Origin of the sequence: Pseudomonas sp. Sample_14, from assembly GCF_004307515.1 — a bacterium.
In the GTDB taxonomy this organism is placed as follows: Bacteria; Pseudomonadota; Gammaproteobacteria; order Pseudomonadales; family Pseudomonadaceae; genus Aquipseudomonas; species Aquipseudomonas atacamensis.
Genome location: NZ_RCOC01000064.1, coordinates 101,843 through 119,866 on the forward strand (window position 1 = coordinate 101,843; position 18,024 = coordinate 119,866).

Sequence of the window (18,024 nt, forward strand, 5' to 3'; positions counted from 1 at the left end):
CAAAATCCGCGGAAAGGGCAGAATTCCCTCAGCACCACACAGGTGGCCACACATAAAATGGAGCAAGCCCGGTGCAGAAGAATACGCATATTCTGTTCCTTGATTTTGATGGTGTGCTGCATCCGGACGCCGCCTATTTTGGACGTCAGGGGCTGGTACTGAAGGCTGAAGGGGTACTTTTCATGTGGGCGCCGATCCTTGCAGAGATACTCGATGAGTTCCCAATGGTCTCACTTGTATTGAGCACCAGTTGGGTTAGGCACCTAGGCCACAAGCGAGCTGTTCGCTATCTACCTCAAGAACTGCAGGAACGTGTCATCGGTGCCACATGGCACAGCTCAATGGCTAACACCTGGGTGGATGAAACCCAGTGGGATGGAAGCACAAGGTATAATCAAATTTGCCGGTACGCTGCCCGCGCAAAGCTGCAGAAATGGATTGCACTTGATGATGATGGGCAAGGATGGGCGGAGAGTTCATTAGGGCACTTGGTAGCATGCAACCCTGCCTTAGGCCTTGGCTCCTCTCACACCCAAAACGAGCTGAAAAGCCGTCTTAGGGAAATGTGCTTCTGACTATCACCTCTGCAGAATTCTTAAGTAATCTGGTTTTCCTCTCCATAATAGTCCTCTCCCTTCGCGCGCTCATCCTTCCAGTACTGGATAAGCTCATCGATGCTTTCAACATTATGCGCTTCGATTTCTCCAAAATCGGACTGTCGCCAATCATCGAATGTTTGCTCCTGGAGGGTGATCGCAACCTCATCATAGGGCATCTGAGGATCGCTCAACTCCTCATGACCCTTGCCGCCATCCAGCCACTCACTGGAACTGAATCCACTGGGCAAATTGCAAATTCGCCACCATCCACGATATGTCGCGGCAGATCGGCGGACTGAGTCGACACGAAAACTTGCCTCTTCCTTCTCTGACCAAATGCCTTTTTGAATCATGGAGTCGCGGTATGCATCGCGATCCCCAAAAAACATCTCATGCATTTGAGGATCATGATGAGCCCAATTATAAAATTCACATTCAATTCCGGACTGCCCCCAACGTAAAACTGTGCGCACCACTGCCGCCTTCGTGGAGCCAAACACCCATTCATACTCATGCAAAAAAATAGGTTGGTCGGATAGTTTTCCCTCACAGGCGAAGGCAAATTTATCCCGATTCTCAGACCAAAACTCATCCAGCTCAGCGAGCGTTCGCAAGCGGACAAAAAGGGCTCCGTCTTCAAGCAACGCACGTTCCGGCAACTCGATGAAAACGGGTAAACGTGGCGACTTCTCTTTCATAGACGTCTCAATCTCGCTGACACAATGCCTGCTCCCCTCACTGAACAGCCACTATCGAAGTGACTAATCCCCTAAAGCAACGGTATGAGTTGTGTTGAAGCAAAACGGGGAAAGAGAGTGGCCAACACTCACCGGGGCCTTTCTATCGCGAAAGGTCCGGTAAACGTACTTTTTCAATATGGTGAATCGACGATCTACTCCACGAAGATTGAAAAAGCTGAATGACACCAATCCGTTCCAGTCGTTGAAAAACGCCTCTCTCAGAAGAAAAATGAGGTAGCCAGGCCAATTTATACTGTATGCAGTATAGAACAAAAGAGCTTTGACCGGCCTTATCGTTCCTTTTGCGAGAAGCATTCATGCGATTGGAACTCAAGCGGGCCATTGGCAACTCCATCAAGTCATATCGACTCAAGAGAGAGATTTCGCAGGAAAGCCTAGGTCCGAGCCAACCCTATATAAGCAACCTCGAAGCAGGAAGAGGCAGTGCGTCGCTAGATAAAATTGAGCAAATGGCAGATGTTCTCGGAGTTCATCCGATAAGCATAATTGTGGCTGGCTACCTCACATCAAACGAGCATGCCAACAAGGAGCAATTGCTTGAACGGATCCAAACAGAGCTAGCCGAAATAGGTCTCTAGGTGATCTCAGTTGCTGAGAGCCGCCAAATTTGGCGGAGAATTCTCCGGTGATATTTATTGAATGTCGTAGTAGAGTTCATCCCAGTCTTCTACCATTCACCCCTACATTCAGCGCCTCGCAGGTGTTCGGCTGTTTCGAAGAGTAGGCATACTTGATTGCTTACTCAGCCAATCGCACGGTCAACGTTCTACCATTCGGAGGCCATTGAAGACTGGCCATCTGGCGGCACCGCGTGTTCCGCGCGCTCCTCTGGCGTCGTAAGATCCAATCATTCCTGAGCCCGTGTATCGAAGTCTCTGGATATCCATCATCCCGCCGGAGCTGGTAAAGATGGCGAACCCGTCATGCTCACTTGCCCAATCTCGGCAGTTGGTTGCTGACCGAACCAGCAAATTTAAATGGCCCGTTTAGTCGCGGCGGCTTCGCTCATCTCATCCGCCTTGCTCTAAAAATCTCTACGGGAGCGCGGTTGCCCAAAACACAAAGATGGGATATCAACAAAAGCTGAGGGGCCTTACCAAGTACTCAAAATATCAACGACGGCTCAGTGAACGCCAAAGCGGTGGGCAGGAGCAAGATTGGTACCATGACGGTCATAGAGCAAGCTGTAGACGCACTGCAGAACGCCAGGAAGGTGGTCTTTTTCACCGGCGCGGGCATCTCCGCCGATAGCGGCATTCCCACGTACAGGGAAAAACTTTCTGGAATCTGGGCAGGGTTCGATCCAAGGGACTTAGAGACTGCCAAGGCCTTTAGGGAAAACCCGGCATTGGTATGGGGATGGTATCTATGGCGTCGGCTGCGCGTCGCCCAAACAGAGCCAAATGCAGCGCATCTTGCAATAGCTCACATGGCGGACTCACAGCGCCAGATTTCTGTTATCACCCAGAATATTGACGACCTCCACGAGCGAGCTGGCTCGTTAAATGTCGTGCATTTACATGGCAGTTTGGCAATGCCCAAGTGCTTCGCCTGCCATCGGCCTGCACTTGTGTCACTAGATCAATCAGCTATACCGGATGAGGGAGCCCTGTTCGAGCCTCCTAGGTGCCTGCGTTGTAACGGCAGGATGCGTCCTGCGGTGGTCTGGTACGGAGAGGATTTGCCGCCCCAAGCCTGGAAAGCTGCAGTACAACTGGTGAAGGATTGCGATCTTCTGATCTCAGTGGGCACCTCAGGGATCGTCATGCCCGCCGCAGGCCTTCCCGACCTTGCATTAGCATCTGGAGCTTCAGTCGTTCATGTGAATAAGGTGGATGTCGCAATGGGTGAACCGAAGGAGTTCATGCTGATGGGGGCTGCCGCAGACGTGCTGCCGACGCTGCTCAAAAAGATAGAAACGCCCCTCCCCCCGGAGACTTGAACTTTGAAGCAGTTATTCGAGCATACCTTAGGAGATCGCACCGAGTTGACTTGCGCATTTTGGCTACAGAATCTGGTTGACCGCAATTGGGCCGACGATTTCCCCGGTGGAGGATTAAATGACAATGCCATTTGAACGGACCAGGTCCGTCGCACAAACTCACGATTTCCTGTGGGAACTTGCTCGCGACACAGAAGTGCCCGAACGCATTAGACAAAACGCTCATTTCCTTTTACGCCACTTTCCGACTAAGCACGATGTTCTGCAGGCTGGCCGCATTGAAGAGCAAGCGAAAAAAATGGGGATAGGTACATACGGCCCCGTTTTTTGTTCCTCAATTAAAGACTGGTGAGTTCCCATCAAGAATGACAGCTTAAGGCGATCAAAAGCTGATGGTGTGAAAGGGAGAAATCGGCATAAGCTGCCCTTCGCGGAGAGCAGCAATCAGCCAGTTATAACGCAGGGCCTGCACTGCATGTAGGTATATATCACCCAGCGGTGTTGCTGAAGATCTATATTTACGGCCATCTCAATCGGATCCTGTCTTCACCTAGTGGCGGATTAGCGTCAAGCCGTCATTTTTCAGCGCAGAACAAGTGTCTTCGGATTCGCTGGCGTCTGTACCTGGGCCAATGCCGATTAACCCCCCGTGCGGCAGGGAAGTACCTGCCCAACTCTTGGCCGCAGGATTGCAAGTTGAGCAACGAAGATTTCGAGATCACGAATGAGTTTGCTCATGTACTCTCGTGAGCTTTGTAAGTAGTTTGAAACCGCTGCTGCGTGCAGCGACCCTACGAATACGGAAACCATCATTTACAGGAGTTTGAAGTTGAACAACTTCTCACACAGAACGCGCGCGCGCGGGAGAAGCCGCCGGAAGAGATCGTTTGTGGCTATCACGCTGGTCGCTGTAGCCGCACTGTTGGTGGCTGCAGCACTGGTCCAAAATCGCGGGCTGCATATTGATGCAAAGCGCAATGGATTCGGCGTCAAGCTCGATCCGGCGGAGCAACCGGCCCCCTCTATTGCCACTCATAATGACGGCGCTCCCATCGTTACCGCAGCTGACGCGAAGGTCGAGGTCCACGTCACCGGGCCAACTAAATCGACGCCTGCACAAAACCCTGTAAGGGACGGAATGTCCACCCACGGAGCGGCCTCGCCGATCGTCACCGGGCAAGGCGCTGTGGTTAAGTCCACAGTCGATACCCGGCCGTGAGGGGGGCTAAACTTCGCCGTATGGCGATGATGCTTTCGATGTTGGTGATGCCTCCGTTGGCCTTGGCGCAGTCACCAGATATGCAGACCACGGGACCATGCTCGTCCATCGTCAGCGGTGCGGGCGCATCGGGGACAAGTTATTGTATCGGTATCACCAAAGAAGCGTTGGAACGCCTGACCAACATCACTGCCGCGAGTCAGGGCCGCAGGCTCTTTGTCGCAGAGGCTTGGCTTAGCCCGACTCCGATGTTCGGACGCCCTAGCGGTTACAAGCAATCCGTTAACGAGCAGGTTTTCTTGACCGTGCGCGCGACGAACATCACGGCGGCGCCCATTGTCCTGACAGCAGCCAAGTGGGAGATCGTGCAAGCGACAAATCTGTCCAAGAGCGGTGGCTCATTCGGCTACAAGAACTTGCTGTGGCCTGCGCTTTCAGTGAACAAGCCAATCAAGATCGAGGCAGGCGAACAGGTCGACATTAAGTTCGGTGAAGGTTTGGAGCTGAATGGCATGGCCAGCCGCCTGCGTAAAAACCGCGACCTGGACAGTGCTTATACATTGCCTGTCGAACCGACACGGATCAATGGCGACAGATACATCAACTGGTTCGCCGAACAGATGGAGCTGCTGTACGGAACCAAGGCCAAGCTGCGACTCACTTTTTATGAGGGTGACTACAAGCCTATCGCCAGTTTGTCACTGCCACTCGCACAGGGTGTGGACTTTTTCTACCATGGCGAAGCGGTTGACCAGAAAGGAAACGTGCAGTACGCGCCCCGCCTTGCGTACGACGCCTTCCTTGGCCAGTACCTCGAAATGCGGGCAAAAATGGAGCCAGGGTTTCGTATTAACACTCCGCCGACCACGGTGATTGAGGTGACTCCAGATCCTAGCGTGTGGGGTAAGCAAAGGTATCGAGATCTGGGGGTACAAGAGCAGGCGGAGGATTGATGTTGCGAGCATAGTGGCAATGCTCTCGAGTCCTGATATAGCTGGCGGATCAAGGTATCGTTATGGTGTGGCATTTTCCTTCCTAACGAAACATACATCCGCTACATTGGTTTTTAAATTGGAGCAATGAATATGAAAGGTGTCGTGTACGATCCACCAGGTCCAGGCCTTCCTTACCTGGCTGTTGTTTTGAACAACGGCGAGGTCGTTGTCGCCAGAAGTGTGTCCTCAGTAGCAGCAGGTGAGGCAATGATCGCAAAGGTTTTCAGTGACTTCGCTAATGCAAAGGCACAAGGAAAAATGTAATCAGATGCCCGTGCCTGCTGCTCGCACGGCAGGCACCTTTCCTATTATATTCGGCACTATCCCTTCGGCTGCCTTTTTTGGCTTCCTATTTGGCCACGGTATAGCCTTAAAGGTGTTGACGATTGCTGCGTATCAGGTGAGAGAGATAGGGGGTGATCTTTTCCATCATCAGCGCTGTAAATTCCTTAGCTCTTTCTATAGGTATTTCCTCACCCTCAGCTATGCCCAGAGTCTTGGCCGCATATGCAAAGCCTGCCCTGACGGCACCTTCAAGCGTTCGCTGCTCACTTCTCTCGATCAAGATTGGCAAGGCCAAATCCGCAGCAGCTCTTTGGACAACGGGGTCGATACCGTAGCCGCTTATGACCTTGATAAACTCCTCATCGGCAATGTTACTGTTAACCTCAACTTCGATTTCCTCACCGGTTATAGGATTTATCGCATAGGTCTCATCTATCACCGGGCCCACGTAGTTATCGTTGATAAGAACTAGGACCCGGAACATTCCGAAGTACTCAATATAGGACCAGAGCCTGTTCTTGTCGGAGTCGCTCTTCAAGGCAACGCAATGGAATATCGTTTTGCTGTCCCGGTTGATCACCAGATCACTCAGGTAAGCGTGTCCATAGGGCGGTTCAGCTTGAGCGTCCAGCAGGTAGTCAAGTGCCTTGCCAAATTCTCGATGCGGTACCCGACAGTAAGAGGCAAACGCTAACGCTGTCTTGACGAGCGAACGCCCAGATGCCTTTCCACCGAGACTGAGCTCCACCGTTAGGGGACTATCCAGGTAAGCAGTTTGAATCTCCAGCTCCGATAGCGCTTGTTCCAAGTTGAATGTCGGGTGCTTCTTTGCAACTCCGCTTAGTCTTTTCTTCGCCTCGCGAACTGATGCCGCGACGATGTGGATTCTTTTCTTTCCATCAACAAGCTCTTCTGAATAGCTCGATTTAGGGGAGAAAGACCCATCCGGTAAAAGCGTGTACTGACGCCCGTCTACGGTATTAACTAGCTGTCCGGGCGGCAAGCCACGCTCTCTGGTAATACCAAGCGATAACGAAAACCAGTTGAGCTGTTGAGCAAGCTCGGAATCCCAGCTATCGCCTTTTGTGTTATTGCATCTTGCACAAATGAATTCAGCGGTTTTGAGCCGCCCACCAATGGAATTCGGAATCACATGTTCTTGAGACCTCGATTGCCCGACTAGATCCACGTTGCAGAAGGCGCAAACCTTGTATGAGTCTTCCTTGTCCATAACGTGATACCTCATCTGTGAAGTCCGTCCTAAAATCATTCTGCGAAATTGCAATCCATTTGGCCACCCTCTGCGTTCGACCGCCCAGCCATTTGCCGCGACGCCCACGCCCACGCCCACGCCAGCCAAGCGTCAGTTTTTTTGCTCAAAATGACACGTAGTTGGAATGTATCCTGTCTGCTAGCTAGATATGTTTCCTCTTAGCGCCGAACATGAAGGTAGGCGTAACAAATCAATTTAAGGATTTCGCTATATGCAAATAGGGTTTCGTTTCGCTGCTTTGTGTGCCTTCGCGGTAGTTGCTGGTTGTGCAGGTGAAAAATCTTTCCCGAGGGATTCAGCAGTTGTCACTGTTTCCGCGTACGGTCCAGATCTGTTCGGTCAGCACGTGCATGGCCCCGGGGGGCGCGTGGATGTCCGAGAGTCCTCCGGAGGAGCAACCAATCTCAGATATTCACCTATGGATTTGCGTACTTGCAACCAATCCAACACAGCCTGTTCACTGGGTATTGGGGTGGTCGATGGCACCGCTGAGATCATTTCGTCGAGCGCAACCGGCGCAACAGTAGCAATTAATCTGAACTATCAGGTGGGCCGCGACTACTCGTTCAACGCTAACGGTCAGCAACTCACGCTGGCGGTGCCGTCTGATGTGCAGGCATTGCAGGTCAACCAGGTGATCTCGAAGAAGATCGAGGTTAGCTATGGAGAAGTCGTGCATTTGCCGCTTCCATTCGGTGTGGATGTTGCTATATGTGCCCAGAAGCACAATGCAGGCGAGATCATGTCTGATCGGAGCGCGTTTTGATCAAGCTCAAGAAATTGGCAAATTCCAAGCCCTTAGAGGTTTCCACCAAGAACTCTCTATTCATCCAAGAGATGGTCAGGGTCAAGGCCTACTTCAAGCTCGAACCCACCGAGCGGGCTCGTACCCGGCCGCCGTTCAACATAGATTTACTGGGCTCGCAATCAGTCATTCAAGAGCTCAAGCGAATCCAGCACGGTAAGTGTGCCTATTGCGAAACCATTCTCGAACACGATCCTGGCCGCTACGTTTCCCACTATCGGCCGTTGAGCAACGCGTTTGATCCGATTCAGGGCACTGAGCATCTTGAGTGCTATGCCTGGTTCGCATACGAATGGCAGAACCTGATGCTGATCTGTAGGGACTGCGACAACCATAAGGTCAATTTTTTCCCAATATCAGGCCGGACCGCCATTGCGCTTTCTTCCTGGAGGGCGGCCCAGCTCCGGGAAATGCCACTCCTGCTCAATCCGTTCGAGGACAATCCCTCAGATCACCTCATGTTCGATACCGACGGTGTTGCTAGCGCCACCACTGCCGCCGGCAAGGCGACTATCGAGTTGCTCAACCTTAACCGGACAGCGCTTTGCCTGAAACGCAAGGAGCAGATCGACAGGGTTCTGGATCTCATCCTGAAGAGTAACAACGAAAATGAAGTGATCGAAGAACTGGTCAATTTCACTAGCGATGAGACCTCCCACAGTGGGGCCGTCAGGAACTGCCTGGGGCATGTCTGCCGGATTCTACAGACCGAGATCCGTCACGGTAAATACTCCGCCCGCACCGATCTTAGCAAGAGGATCATTCGACTCAGGAGTGAGTTTTCGTCCCATGATTGGCACGAGGCTATTTCTCTGTGCAAGAGCGATAACCTAGCCTTCGTTATCCAGAACACCGATCTAGGCGAACTTAACCCCCGCCGTTATGCGTACATTACCCGTATCGAGATCGGCCTCTTCAAGGGCATCGAACACTTCACGCTAGATCTCGACACCAGCCCATTCAGCCAGGGCCGCAATGAGTCGCCCTGCACCATGCTGCTAGGCGAAAACGCCACGGGCAAAAGCTCGATCCTACAAGCAATCGCCCTGGCGCTGATGCCCCGTGAGGAACGCCAGCGTATCCGCATCAACCAAAAGAGCATCATCCCCCACGGTATCGACGACACCTTGGCCCCCCCTTCGCGACCAGCGGTCACGGTGCACTTCAGCAATGGCGAGATCGTTGCCCTCAACATGGACTTGCAAACGGGTCGCCTGAAATCCATCGGTACTCCGCAAAACCGCGTGTTTGGTTATGGCTCGAGAAGGTACTTCCTATCTGGCAGATCGACGAACCACCAAACCTGCCCCAACAGGACGCTCTTTAATCAGGCCGCGAGCCTGCCAGATCCGACGAACTGGTTGCTGAATCTCAGAGAGGAGAAAAATTTTGACGCCGTGGCCCGAGCTTTGGCCTCGCTGCTCTCCTTGCGTCCCGGCGAATTTGTGGCTCGGGACGACCGCTCGATTTTCATCCAACGCCTTACCTCCCCCCTACCCATCGAGCACCTAAGCGATGGTTACAAATCTCTGTTCGCCATGGCCGTCGACATCATGCGGGAAATGCTTAAACACTGGGACAACCTCGAGTTTGCCCAGGGCATCGTGCTGGTAGATGAGATTGAAAACCACCTGCACCCACGCTGGAAGATGCGAGTAATGAGTGCACTTCGCGAATCGTTTCCACGCGTACAATTCATCGCCTCCACCCACGATCCGCTGTGCTTGCGTGGGATGTTCGAGGGCGAGGTGCAAGTGCTGTATCGGGATCGCGATGGGCACCTACAGCGGGTCGAGCAATTGCCTAACGTGGCAAGTCTGCGCATCGAGCAGATCCTGACATCTGACTACTTCGGGCTGGCCACCACCGAAGACCCGCTGCGTCAACGTGCACTCCAGAAGCTCGCCCAATATGCGGCACGCGAAGACAGCGAGCTCTCGCAGAAAGACCGCAAGCATCGCGATGACTTGCTGGAAAACTACGGCAGCCTCCCTATGATCGGCGATACCCTCGATCGGCAGATCATCGCCCAAGCCTTGACCAGGCACATCCGCGATACGGACCTTTCTACACCAATCGAACACGCCAACGCCAGGGAAGCATCGGTGCGGGCGATCATCGAGGTGCTCGAGCGCAACAGGAAGAAATATGGTACCCGTTAATCGCAACCGGGTCGGCAAGCCGGAATCGCTAACAGCGCCGAATGGCTCCGGCCACCACGAGCATCAGCGCGCGGCGGTGTATTACCAAAGCACGCAAAGCAAGGCATACGCGTTCACCCATTACAAAAGCCCCGACGTTGTCTCGGCGCTGAACACGCTATTCCACAACAAGTGCGCCTACTGCGAAGGCAAGATCACCAGCACCGGCCCCATCGATGTCGAACACTTCCGCCCCAAAGGTCGCATAGAAGGCGAGCTCAACCATCCAGGCTACTGGTGGCTAGCAACCGAATGGACCAACCTATTGGCCTCTTGCATCGACTGCAACCGCGGTCGGAACCAGATACTGTTGGGTAGCGAAGATGGTCAGCAACTGACTCAGGGCGAACGCCTTAGCGGTAAGCACGATCACTTTCCGGTGGCCGGGTTGCGGGCAACCTGTGTCACCGACGACCACGCGCTGGAAGACCCGCTGCTGATCGACCCCACCTGTGTGGACCCCGGCGAGCATATAGGCTGGAAGGTCGTGGCTGACCAACCGCTGGCCGTCGCCATCTCGCAGTACGGCCAGACCAGCATCGACCTGTTCGGCCTCAATCGCTCGAAACTCGCGGAAGCGAGACTGGAGTATCAACTCAAGCTGGACGAGGAGTTTCTATGCCTGAAGACAACGATCAACAAAATCGCCAAAGAAACCACTGATGAGGGAGTCAGGGAGTGGATGCCAGTGCTGCAGATGCACATCGATAGGTTCTTCAGCCACGCCAAAGCGAACAACGAGTACTCAGCCTTCGCCCGGCACATCGTTGAGTCCAGGTATGACACGGTATCGGAAATGGTGAACGCGTTACTGGCCAGAGTTGCTAGGGAATGACCGGTGGGAGCGGCGGCTCGCTGAGTCATACTTTTGCCCAAGCGCTGCGTGCGGACAAGGTGTCTTGGCTCCTAACATTGAGCGATTTAGCCAACCTGTTGCGTCTACCGGTTGATACCACAGCCAAAAGCTGATGTTCACTGGTGCTGCTTTGGACCGGTAGCAGCAGTTCAACAGACAAAATTATCCAGACGCAGTACTTGATCGTTACTACGAGGCAGAAAAAGCCCGCGCTACTGCGGGCTGAAGAGTTAATTTTTGGATGGAGAAGGCCGAGGCGGAGGTGGAGGCGGCTCTTTCCTCGGCTGGTTATCTTTTACGTAGCGCATCGGCGGTGGAGGCGGTGGTGGTGGTTTTTGGGTCATTATTAGCTTGCTCCTGCTGATGTATGTAGAACGGAAGGAAGGACAGCACTGAAACGAATAACGCCGCTGTTACATAGTTTGCAAGTGATCGGAGATAGCTCCCGCGCTTGTCATTATTTTCTGTATTCACCGTGGCGCCTTCAATGAAGTAATTAAGCACCAAGCTCTTGAAGTGCGCATCGGCTTCTTCTGGAGTGTCCCAATATTTCTCGTAATCATCGCGGAAGCTTCGCCGATGAGTCTCAAGCGCCATCAGAGTGGGGAGGCCCCTGTCGGAATCCCTCAGGGACCATGCAGCCCGGAAATACAGGGCCCCGATCAGTAGCATCAGGCACGTGCTGAGATAGAAAATCCAGAAAAAGATGCTTGCGGTACCGTCCTCGGTGGTTGGTGCTTTGTTGAGCATATACGAGAGGAACGTCACTATGGCTACTAGCATCGCCAGCGGCATACTTAACCTGGCGTAGAGCTTTTCCTTACGGTCGAGCTCCTGATAGAAAACCTTCTCGTAAAAAGCAAACCTCTCTTTATCGTCCATTACTAGCGCTAGTGCTCCTGCTGGTGTTAAAGGGTCATTACTATTTAGGGCGCCTGCAGCATCGCCAACTGCGGATGGTTCGAAAAGTCTTCCTTTGCTGCACTGAGTAAGCTGCCGAAGTTGATATTCCTGCCACCGCCGCCCTGTTTCAGCGTGCGAAGCGCTGCATGCCAAGCAGCTTGACCGGTGGAATGAAACTGGAGACGGGACAGATCACCACCGGCGCGACTCCACACTTCTTGGTCCCGCGGTCCGAATGGGTAGAGCTCGACCAGGATCTTCTCTAGCACCGACCACGGAAGCTCCTCTTGCACCGTTAGCGTGATCTCAGGACTGTACGGTGACTTCTTCCCTCCTTGGCTCAGCGCGACAGCGAAATTCACTTCAAGATTGTCAGCCTTAAAAATTGGGTGCTGGTCGTCTGGGATCAGTTTAGGCACCTCTTCGGAGACGTAGTTAAACAGGTCAAAGACCTTGATGAAGCCGCTAGCGCTTTTGTCGGCAGCTCCGCGCAAACCCGCCAGCAGTGCAGTCGTGAATACGCTGTTCCTTGCACCGTCAAATACGGACGACAATTCATCAGCACGACACGATGCCATTAGTGCACGTCCGCTACCAACTGCCAGCTTTGCGAAGGTGTTTTGGCTATAGCCAGACTTGAGCTCGTGGCCTTTGTCATCAGTCAAGCTCTTCGAGATCGTAGCGCCACCAGCATGACAAGCGTCAATGAAGACCAGTAGTCGCTTCGCCTTGATCTGCGCAAGTGCAGCAGCTAGTTCATTCGAGTTAATGGATGTGTTTTTAATGTCAGCGAGATCGCTATCCACAGTGAGCAGCACGCTGTCTTCATTGCCTGGGCTACCCACGATGCCGCCGTGGCCGGAGAAGAACACGCAGGCCGTATCATCAGGCCCCGCCCGAGTAGCCAGTTCATCTAGCCGTTTCAAAACTGCTGTCCGAGTAGCGTTTGCATCTAAGAGAGTGACGACGTTGGCGGGGGGATAGCCACAGTGATCCTGCGATGAGAGCGTAGCGGCGACGTCATTGACGTCGTTCAGAATCGCGGCAGGTAGTCTGGAGATTTGCTGATAGTTCGCCACGCCGATAAGAAGGGCTACGGATCCAACCATAGAGGAGGCAATGGCCTTCCTCCGTAAGCAATGGGAGACTGTTGCACGACGCCATTGGTTATTTCCATTTTGTCTGAAGAGTCTTCAGGCCGATTGCCGAGCGCTGTCGCCCTGATGGCAGCTGCCAACACTACGTCTACCTGATCGAACGGCAATCCGGTCCAGCTGGCCAGGCGCACCATCCGATTCAGTCGGTCATAACGATTGAACCCGATGGACTCGTCGGGATTTGCCGTCAATCGATGCCGAAGCTCGCTTGCATTATCGATACGCACCGCCGGCGCAGTGTTGTCATTGATATAGATTGACCCCGAGCGCTCGCTTTCCGGATGCTCTGGCTTGTCATCTATATAGGTGACATTGCTCGAGCGCACCGGAGCAAAGTCGCCAATCGACAGCAGGGCTTCGATCTGCCGACTGTCGAGCTTGGTGCGCTCACCCAGGAACACCACCTGATTGAGGAACAGGTATTCGTCGAGCTTGGTGGTACCAAAGTTTTGCGCAAAGAAACTTTCGCGATCTTCGAAATCCGCCCGGGTTTCTGTCAGCAACAGGCGCTGATAAGGGCCAAGCCGCGAAGCATGGGCGAAACCCTTTGCAGTATTGGCACCCCGACCATTGAAAATACGGATAAGAGAGGTCGACCCGGTGCTCAAAGTCGCCCACCGACAGATCATGAACCTGCGCGATACCATCAATCGTGACCCAATGCTGGTAATAAGGCAGGCCGTTGGGGTAGCGAGCTGCGATCAGCGCGTCTTCGATCGAATCGACATCTGTATTCGCCGCAATGAATTTTTCCAGCACCTCGACGATTATGTCCACAGACGAGATCGACTGATAAACCGCATTGAAGTCGACGCTCAGTGCCAGCAAATCCGTGCGCCGGTTATGCAGCGCATATTTTTCTTCCTTGTTGATGCCCTCCAGACGGTCACGAACCCAGCGCAACAAGTCGATCAGATAGGCTACTGGCGACCAGATGGACTCCAGCGCATCTGGCGGGCACAGTGCAGCAAAATCGGTACCGATCAGAGCGTGATAATTGGGACCGTCCACGATCGATAGCAAACCGCTGGAGCTGCGCTTTGGCGCGTCCCTGTTCCCCCTCAGCGTCCTCTCGATAAACTGGCGCCGCTGAGACGTGGCTATGCTGTTGGCGCCGCGCCAGAATTGTTGCGCTTGCTCAAAGCTGAGTTGCGGGTGCTCCTGGAGCATGCCTTGAACACCCTTTTCAACCAGTGGATAAATTGATCCACCGTTTTCCAGGTAAGTCTCGAGGTTCTGCAGTCCGACGTCCTGTGCTCGTTGTTTCTCGCTGAACAACTGGTCGAACAGTTGCAGGGCGGGACGGCGCGAATCAACCATGATCAGATTCCTTTAGGCGACAACTGGCCCGCACAGCCCGACATCCTTCGTCGGGCTGCACATTCAGTAAGTACGATTTAGCGCTGCGAAAGCCGTTCAGTCCACTGTCATTTATGACAGGTTTTATAACCGTTCGTCGGAAGTCAGGCTTGAGGAATTGTTGTGAAAAGCCGCGCGCCTTCAACTTCAAAACGCGCACTATCGGCCCAATCGGATATCGTCGCGTCATCCGCTGCGTCAGTCAGCGTCTGCCGGAATCGGTACCAGTTACCCGCCAGCGGCAGTGCCCGCGTCGCCTCCCCGCGCCACTGCTCATCGACCACAGGTGCCTGAGCCAGCCACTGCACGTCCGGGTTGTACCAACTCACGACGGCGCCCACGCCCGGACGGCCCTTGCCGCTGAACTGCACTGGCTGAGTGACCCAGCGTCCCGCCGCCGGCTCGTCGAGGACAGGCACAAAAGTACCCAACATGACCGAGCGCAGGGTTTCAAACGATTCGAAACCGTCCCGGGATGCGACTGCCTCCAGCTGGTAAAGCCCCCCGACCAGCGAACTTGCATCGAGCATCGCTGACCAGGTGCGATTTTCCTGCACGATTCCACTTGCCGGCTCTGAGCGCGTAGCACCGACCAGCGTCACCGTAACCGTATCGCCCGGCACGCCAAAACCGCACACCACCACTTGCTGCCCGATGGCGTTGCCCTCGACCGGAGTTTCAATGAAGGGTGCCGCTGGCACGATGTCAAAGTGCAGCGGCTCGCTGTCTTTCGACTCCTGCAGTGTGCCGCTTTCATCCATGAACCTTTGCCGAGCCCAGATTGTTTTGCTGCCCACCGGCAACGTCACTTCGGCTTGCCAAATGCCCTGCCAGTCGACACCGACATTACTGAGTAGAGGTTCGGTGAGCCCTAGCAGACAGACTTCGACAACCCCGCCCCTCATGCCGGTACCCTTGAGCAATGCAGTTCGTGGCAACTTGCCGTTTGGTATCGGCTGGAGAAATTCTGGCGGCAGCAACACCACCGTCAATTCATGCTCGTCACTGTACAGCGACGGTCGACCGTCCAGTGTCTGCTGTGCGTCGAAGGTGTAAAGCCTGAATTCCAGAAGGCTCAGGTCAATCGACCAGTCGCCGTCCTGGCTCAATACTTTCGGCTCTCCCAACGGACGGCCAAACCGTTTGTCACGCAGTTGCAAGGTAGCACCCACCATTCCCATCGTGCCCTCGACCGTTACGACACGGCCGACTTCCGAGCCGTCCGGCGGCTGAGTAATCACTGGCGTGACCATCGGCCTCCTGACAATAAAGGTTCTGGACGCCGGCTCCGAAGTTTGCTGCGCGGCGAGCTGGGTTACCGTGACGGTATGGGAAATATCCGGGGCAAATTCTTTGTCGCGCCTGAACTGCCACGTGTCACCAATGACGACACCTTGGTGCACAATGCCGGGTTCGTCGCTGTACTCAATGTTCACGGTTGCATCCGGCCAGCACGTACCGCTGAACCTTGGCGAAAGCCCTTCATCTTCAGGGTCGTTCAGGCCAGGGGCTTGCGGCGCGATGGTGACTTTCAGCACAAACCAGTTTGGCGACTGATGACCGTCGAGAAATTGCTTTATGTGTACCTCACGCTCGAACGACGGTCCCCAGACCGTATAAGCCTTGCTTGACCATTGCCCGCCGTTGACCGCAACTGGAGGCGCTTCGTGATCTCCGCTATTGGGCCTGTGCAGATACACCGTGGCGCCGTTGAAGCCTTTGCCGCTGAAGGTCGGTTGGTAGTCGTTGGTGAATTGCACGTCACTGACATCGGGGAGGATGTTTTTGACTTCGAAGGTCAGCGGGAGCGACTCGATCCAGCCGCTGGCGTTGTCAGCGATTTTTTGAATGACGGTAACGTTGTAGGTACCGACAGTCCATTCCTGCGCTGCGGTGCTCCATGTGCCACTCGGCATCACTTCGGCATTTGCGGGCGTGGGAACTTGCACCGCCCCCCCCCTGACGGTGAACTGGATTTCAGATTTGCGTTTGGAATCGTAATAACCCTTGCCGGAGAAAGTTACTGTAGTTCCAGCGAAGGTGACGGTGGGCTGTTGCAGGGTGGGCGGGCGAATCCTGAAGGCCTGTGGTGCACTGCGTCCGGATGACACGCCATCCAGATCCTGTTCGACAACAAGGCTGATCGCCCCTGGCGGCACTTTGATCATCCCCTCCCACGGCCCGTCTACATCGCTAACGACTTCCCAGCCAGGAACGGAATCATTCGTCAGATCGAAAAATGCTCTCAATCGCGCGCCAGCCAGGCCGTTGGTTCCTTTCAGGAGGAAGTCTGGATCATGGATTGCCAACTCAGGTGGTTCGGATATTGACGGCACACCCATGACTCTGAAAGTCGCGGCCTCGGTATAAAAATGACTGATATTCGGTGATTTGAGTTCAGCGGTAACCGAGAACGTCCCACTTACTGGGACCTTTGTTGCCTTAGCCTCCCAACTCGTACCGGCATCTCCGACAGTAATAACGTCGCTCCAGTTTTCATAATGATTCAAATGCCCAACCACTCTGATAACAGTACCCGGCGCAGCCATACCTCTGAAACAAAGCAGATCCTTTGCCAACATCAAAGCATTAGCTGCCGGGAAAGTAATTCGAGCGCGGTAGACTGTTATATAACCCGTCCGCTCGGAAACCTTACCACCGTACATTTGATATGCTTGAAACGTTAAAGAATTTTTGTTTTCTGCCACGGTGACTGGCACTGACCAAGGATCGTAGAAAGCCTCTTCTGCCCCAATCGTACCGCGCCCATCGTCCAGGACAACAATATAACGGTATATTGCCCCCGTACCCTTGACAGCGAAAGTTGAAGATGTGAAGTTTCGGATTGCACTGATGGTTGGAATGGGCATCCGATAATTGGCGATCTTGTAGGTTTTCAGAACCGGATCACTTGCGTTATCTACATCATAAATATAATCGAACCCCACTGTTACGTTTCTCTGATTGGCGATAATCATTTCTCGATAGGGTTCATCAAGATCGATCCACTCACCGGTCTGGCGAGCACTGCCCGTCAGTTCTCTTACATTACCTTCACCGCTAACCAACGAAAGATAGAATTTTACATTCCCTTCATAACGTCGATTCTCTTTTGCTCTGTACGCTGACACGATGCAAGTAAATGTCGAACCATCGTAGGAGTAGGCATAGCTCACTCGAAGCTGCGCCCACCTACCGTCTTCTTCCGCGTGCAGCTCATGGGTTACAAATGCCACATCCGTTCCGATCTCCTCAGCGCAGACTACCTCTTGTTTCGGGGGCAAGCTGTCGGAAGGATCTTTAATACCATCATCTTGTTCCATGGCCGGATCTCAGAAAGGGCAAGCTGGCTGATAGATAAAACAGGTCACATTCATTGAATACCGATGCGTCGCATCGCTACACCTGTAAAACCTGACAGTCCCGACCAACGGTAACTATTCCACGCCTTAATATGCTTGCGTCCTTCAGCCATTAAACGCGACTGCATCAGCTTGCGTTGTTGCCACACATCACTCAGAGTTCACCAACTTGTACATATGAAACGCCGCCCGGCATGGCTGATCAGGCGCGCGGCTTCGACTTCAAAACGCGCACTGTCCGCCCAATCGGACATCGTCGCGTCATCCGCTGCGTCAGTCAGCGTCTGCCGGAATCGGTACCAGTTAC

At 53.8% G+C, this 18,024-nt stretch carries 16 protein-coding genes; 9 read left to right on the forward strand and 7 right to left on the reverse strand.

Annotated elements, in window-relative coordinates; genetic code table 11:
* Positions 1-71 precede the first annotated feature (71 nt).
* Entirely contained in the window at positions 72-575 is a 504-nt protein-coding gene (locus tag D8U61_RS15270; RefSeq protein WP_130927207.1) for an HAD domain-containing protein, read from the forward strand.
* 20 nt (positions 576-595) lie between these two features.
* Here the strand turns inward: D8U61_RS15270 and D8U61_RS15275 are convergent, their stop codons facing one another.
* Positions 596-1,297 carry a hypothetical protein gene (locus D8U61_RS15275; protein ID WP_130927208.1) on the reverse strand — a complete coding sequence of 234 codons (702 nt, stop codon included), beginning with the start codon at positions 1,295-1,297 and terminating at the stop codon, positions 596-598.
* 1,228 nt (positions 1,298-2,525) lie between these two features.
* Between D8U61_RS15275 and D8U61_RS15285 the strand changes: the two genes are divergently transcribed.
* The 5 genes from D8U61_RS15285 (at position 2,526) to D8U61_RS15305 (ending at position 5,780) form a co-directional block, all read left to right on the forward strand.
* Positions 2,526-3,302, forward strand: coding sequence for an NAD-dependent deacylase (locus D8U61_RS15285; RefSeq protein WP_130927222.1), 777 nt, complete (start codon positions 2,526-2,528; stop codon positions 3,300-3,302).
* 124 nt (positions 3,303-3,426) lie between these two features.
* Complete coding sequence (locus tag D8U61_RS28260) at positions 3,427-3,654, forward strand: BPSL0761 family protein (protein ID WP_347237681.1); 228 nt, start codon at positions 3,427-3,429, stop codon at positions 3,652-3,654.
* 537 nt (positions 3,655-4,191) lie between these two features.
* A complete protein-coding gene (locus D8U61_RS15295; protein WP_130927211.1) occupies positions 4,192-4,521 on the forward strand; it encodes a hypothetical protein in 330 nt (109 codons plus the stop codon).
* Between the two features lie 38 nt (positions 4,522-4,559).
* Positions 4,560-5,474: a hypothetical protein gene (locus tag D8U61_RS15300; RefSeq protein WP_241663625.1), complete on the forward strand. Its 915-nt coding sequence runs from the start codon at positions 4,560-4,562 to the stop codon at positions 5,472-5,474.
* 132 nt (positions 5,475-5,606) lie between these two features.
* Positions 5,607-5,780, forward strand: coding sequence for a hypothetical protein (locus D8U61_RS15305; RefSeq protein WP_241663626.1), 174 nt, complete (start codon positions 5,607-5,609; stop codon positions 5,778-5,780).
* 106 nt (positions 5,781-5,886) lie between these two features.
* Here the strand turns inward: D8U61_RS15305 and D8U61_RS15310 are convergent, their stop codons facing one another.
* Positions 5,887-7,032, reverse strand: a complete 1,146-nt coding sequence (locus D8U61_RS15310; RefSeq protein ID WP_177433337.1) for an HNH endonuclease — start codon at positions 7,030-7,032, stop codon at positions 5,887-5,889.
* Between the two features lie 253 nt (positions 7,033-7,285).
* Here D8U61_RS15310 and D8U61_RS15315 point away from each other — a divergent pair, with 253 nt between their 5' ends.
* Genes D8U61_RS15315 through D8U61_RS15325 form a run of 3 tightly spaced genes read left to right on the forward strand, consistent with a single transcriptional unit; the run spans position 7,286 to position 10,915 of the window.
* The gene (locus D8U61_RS15315; RefSeq protein ID WP_130927214.1) at positions 7,286-7,840 is read left to right on the forward strand and encodes a hypothetical protein; all 555 of its coding nucleotides are present in this window, start codon (positions 7,286-7,288) and stop codon (positions 7,838-7,840) included.
* A complete protein-coding gene (locus D8U61_RS28100; RefSeq protein ID WP_130927215.1) occupies positions 7,837-10,041 on the forward strand; it encodes an AAA family ATPase in 2,205 nt (734 codons plus the stop codon). The genes D8U61_RS15315 and D8U61_RS28100 overlap by 4 nt, the downstream gene beginning before the upstream one ends.
* Positions 10,028-10,915, forward strand: a complete 888-nt coding sequence (locus D8U61_RS15325; protein ID WP_130927216.1) for a hypothetical protein — start codon at positions 10,028-10,030, stop codon at positions 10,913-10,915. The genes D8U61_RS28100 and D8U61_RS15325 overlap by 14 nt, the downstream gene beginning before the upstream one ends.
* Before the next feature lie 309 nt (positions 10,916-11,224).
* Here D8U61_RS15325 and D8U61_RS15330 read toward each other — a convergent pair whose 3' ends face one another.
* The 5 genes from D8U61_RS15330 to D8U61_RS28105 all read right to left on the reverse strand — a co-directional run bounded on the left by D8U61_RS15330 (position 11,225) and on the right by D8U61_RS28105 (position 17,678).
* Complete coding sequence (locus tag D8U61_RS15330; RefSeq protein ID WP_130927217.1) at positions 11,225-11,818, reverse strand: hypothetical protein; 594 nt, start codon at positions 11,816-11,818, stop codon at positions 11,225-11,227.
* 44 nt (positions 11,819-11,862) lie between these two features.
* Positions 11,863-12,948, reverse strand: a complete 1,086-nt coding sequence (locus D8U61_RS15335; RefSeq protein WP_130927218.1) for a caspase family protein — start codon at positions 12,946-12,948, stop codon at positions 11,863-11,865.
* Entirely contained in the window at positions 12,933-13,499 is a 567-nt protein-coding gene (locus D8U61_RS15340) for a hypothetical protein (RefSeq protein WP_130927219.1), read from the reverse strand. Before D8U61_RS15340 ends, D8U61_RS15335 begins: the two co-directional genes overlap by 16 nt.
* Positions 13,384-14,316, reverse strand: a complete 933-nt coding sequence (locus D8U61_RS15345; RefSeq protein WP_130927220.1) for a Tc toxin subunit A — start codon at positions 14,314-14,316, stop codon at positions 13,384-13,386. Before D8U61_RS15345 ends, D8U61_RS15340 begins: the two co-directional genes overlap by 116 nt.
* Before the next feature lie 143 nt (positions 14,317-14,459).
* Positions 14,460-17,678, reverse strand: a complete 3,219-nt coding sequence (locus tag D8U61_RS28105; RefSeq protein ID WP_241663627.1) for a hypothetical protein — start codon at positions 17,676-17,678, stop codon at positions 14,460-14,462.
* Positions 17,679-18,024: the final 346 nt, after the last annotated feature.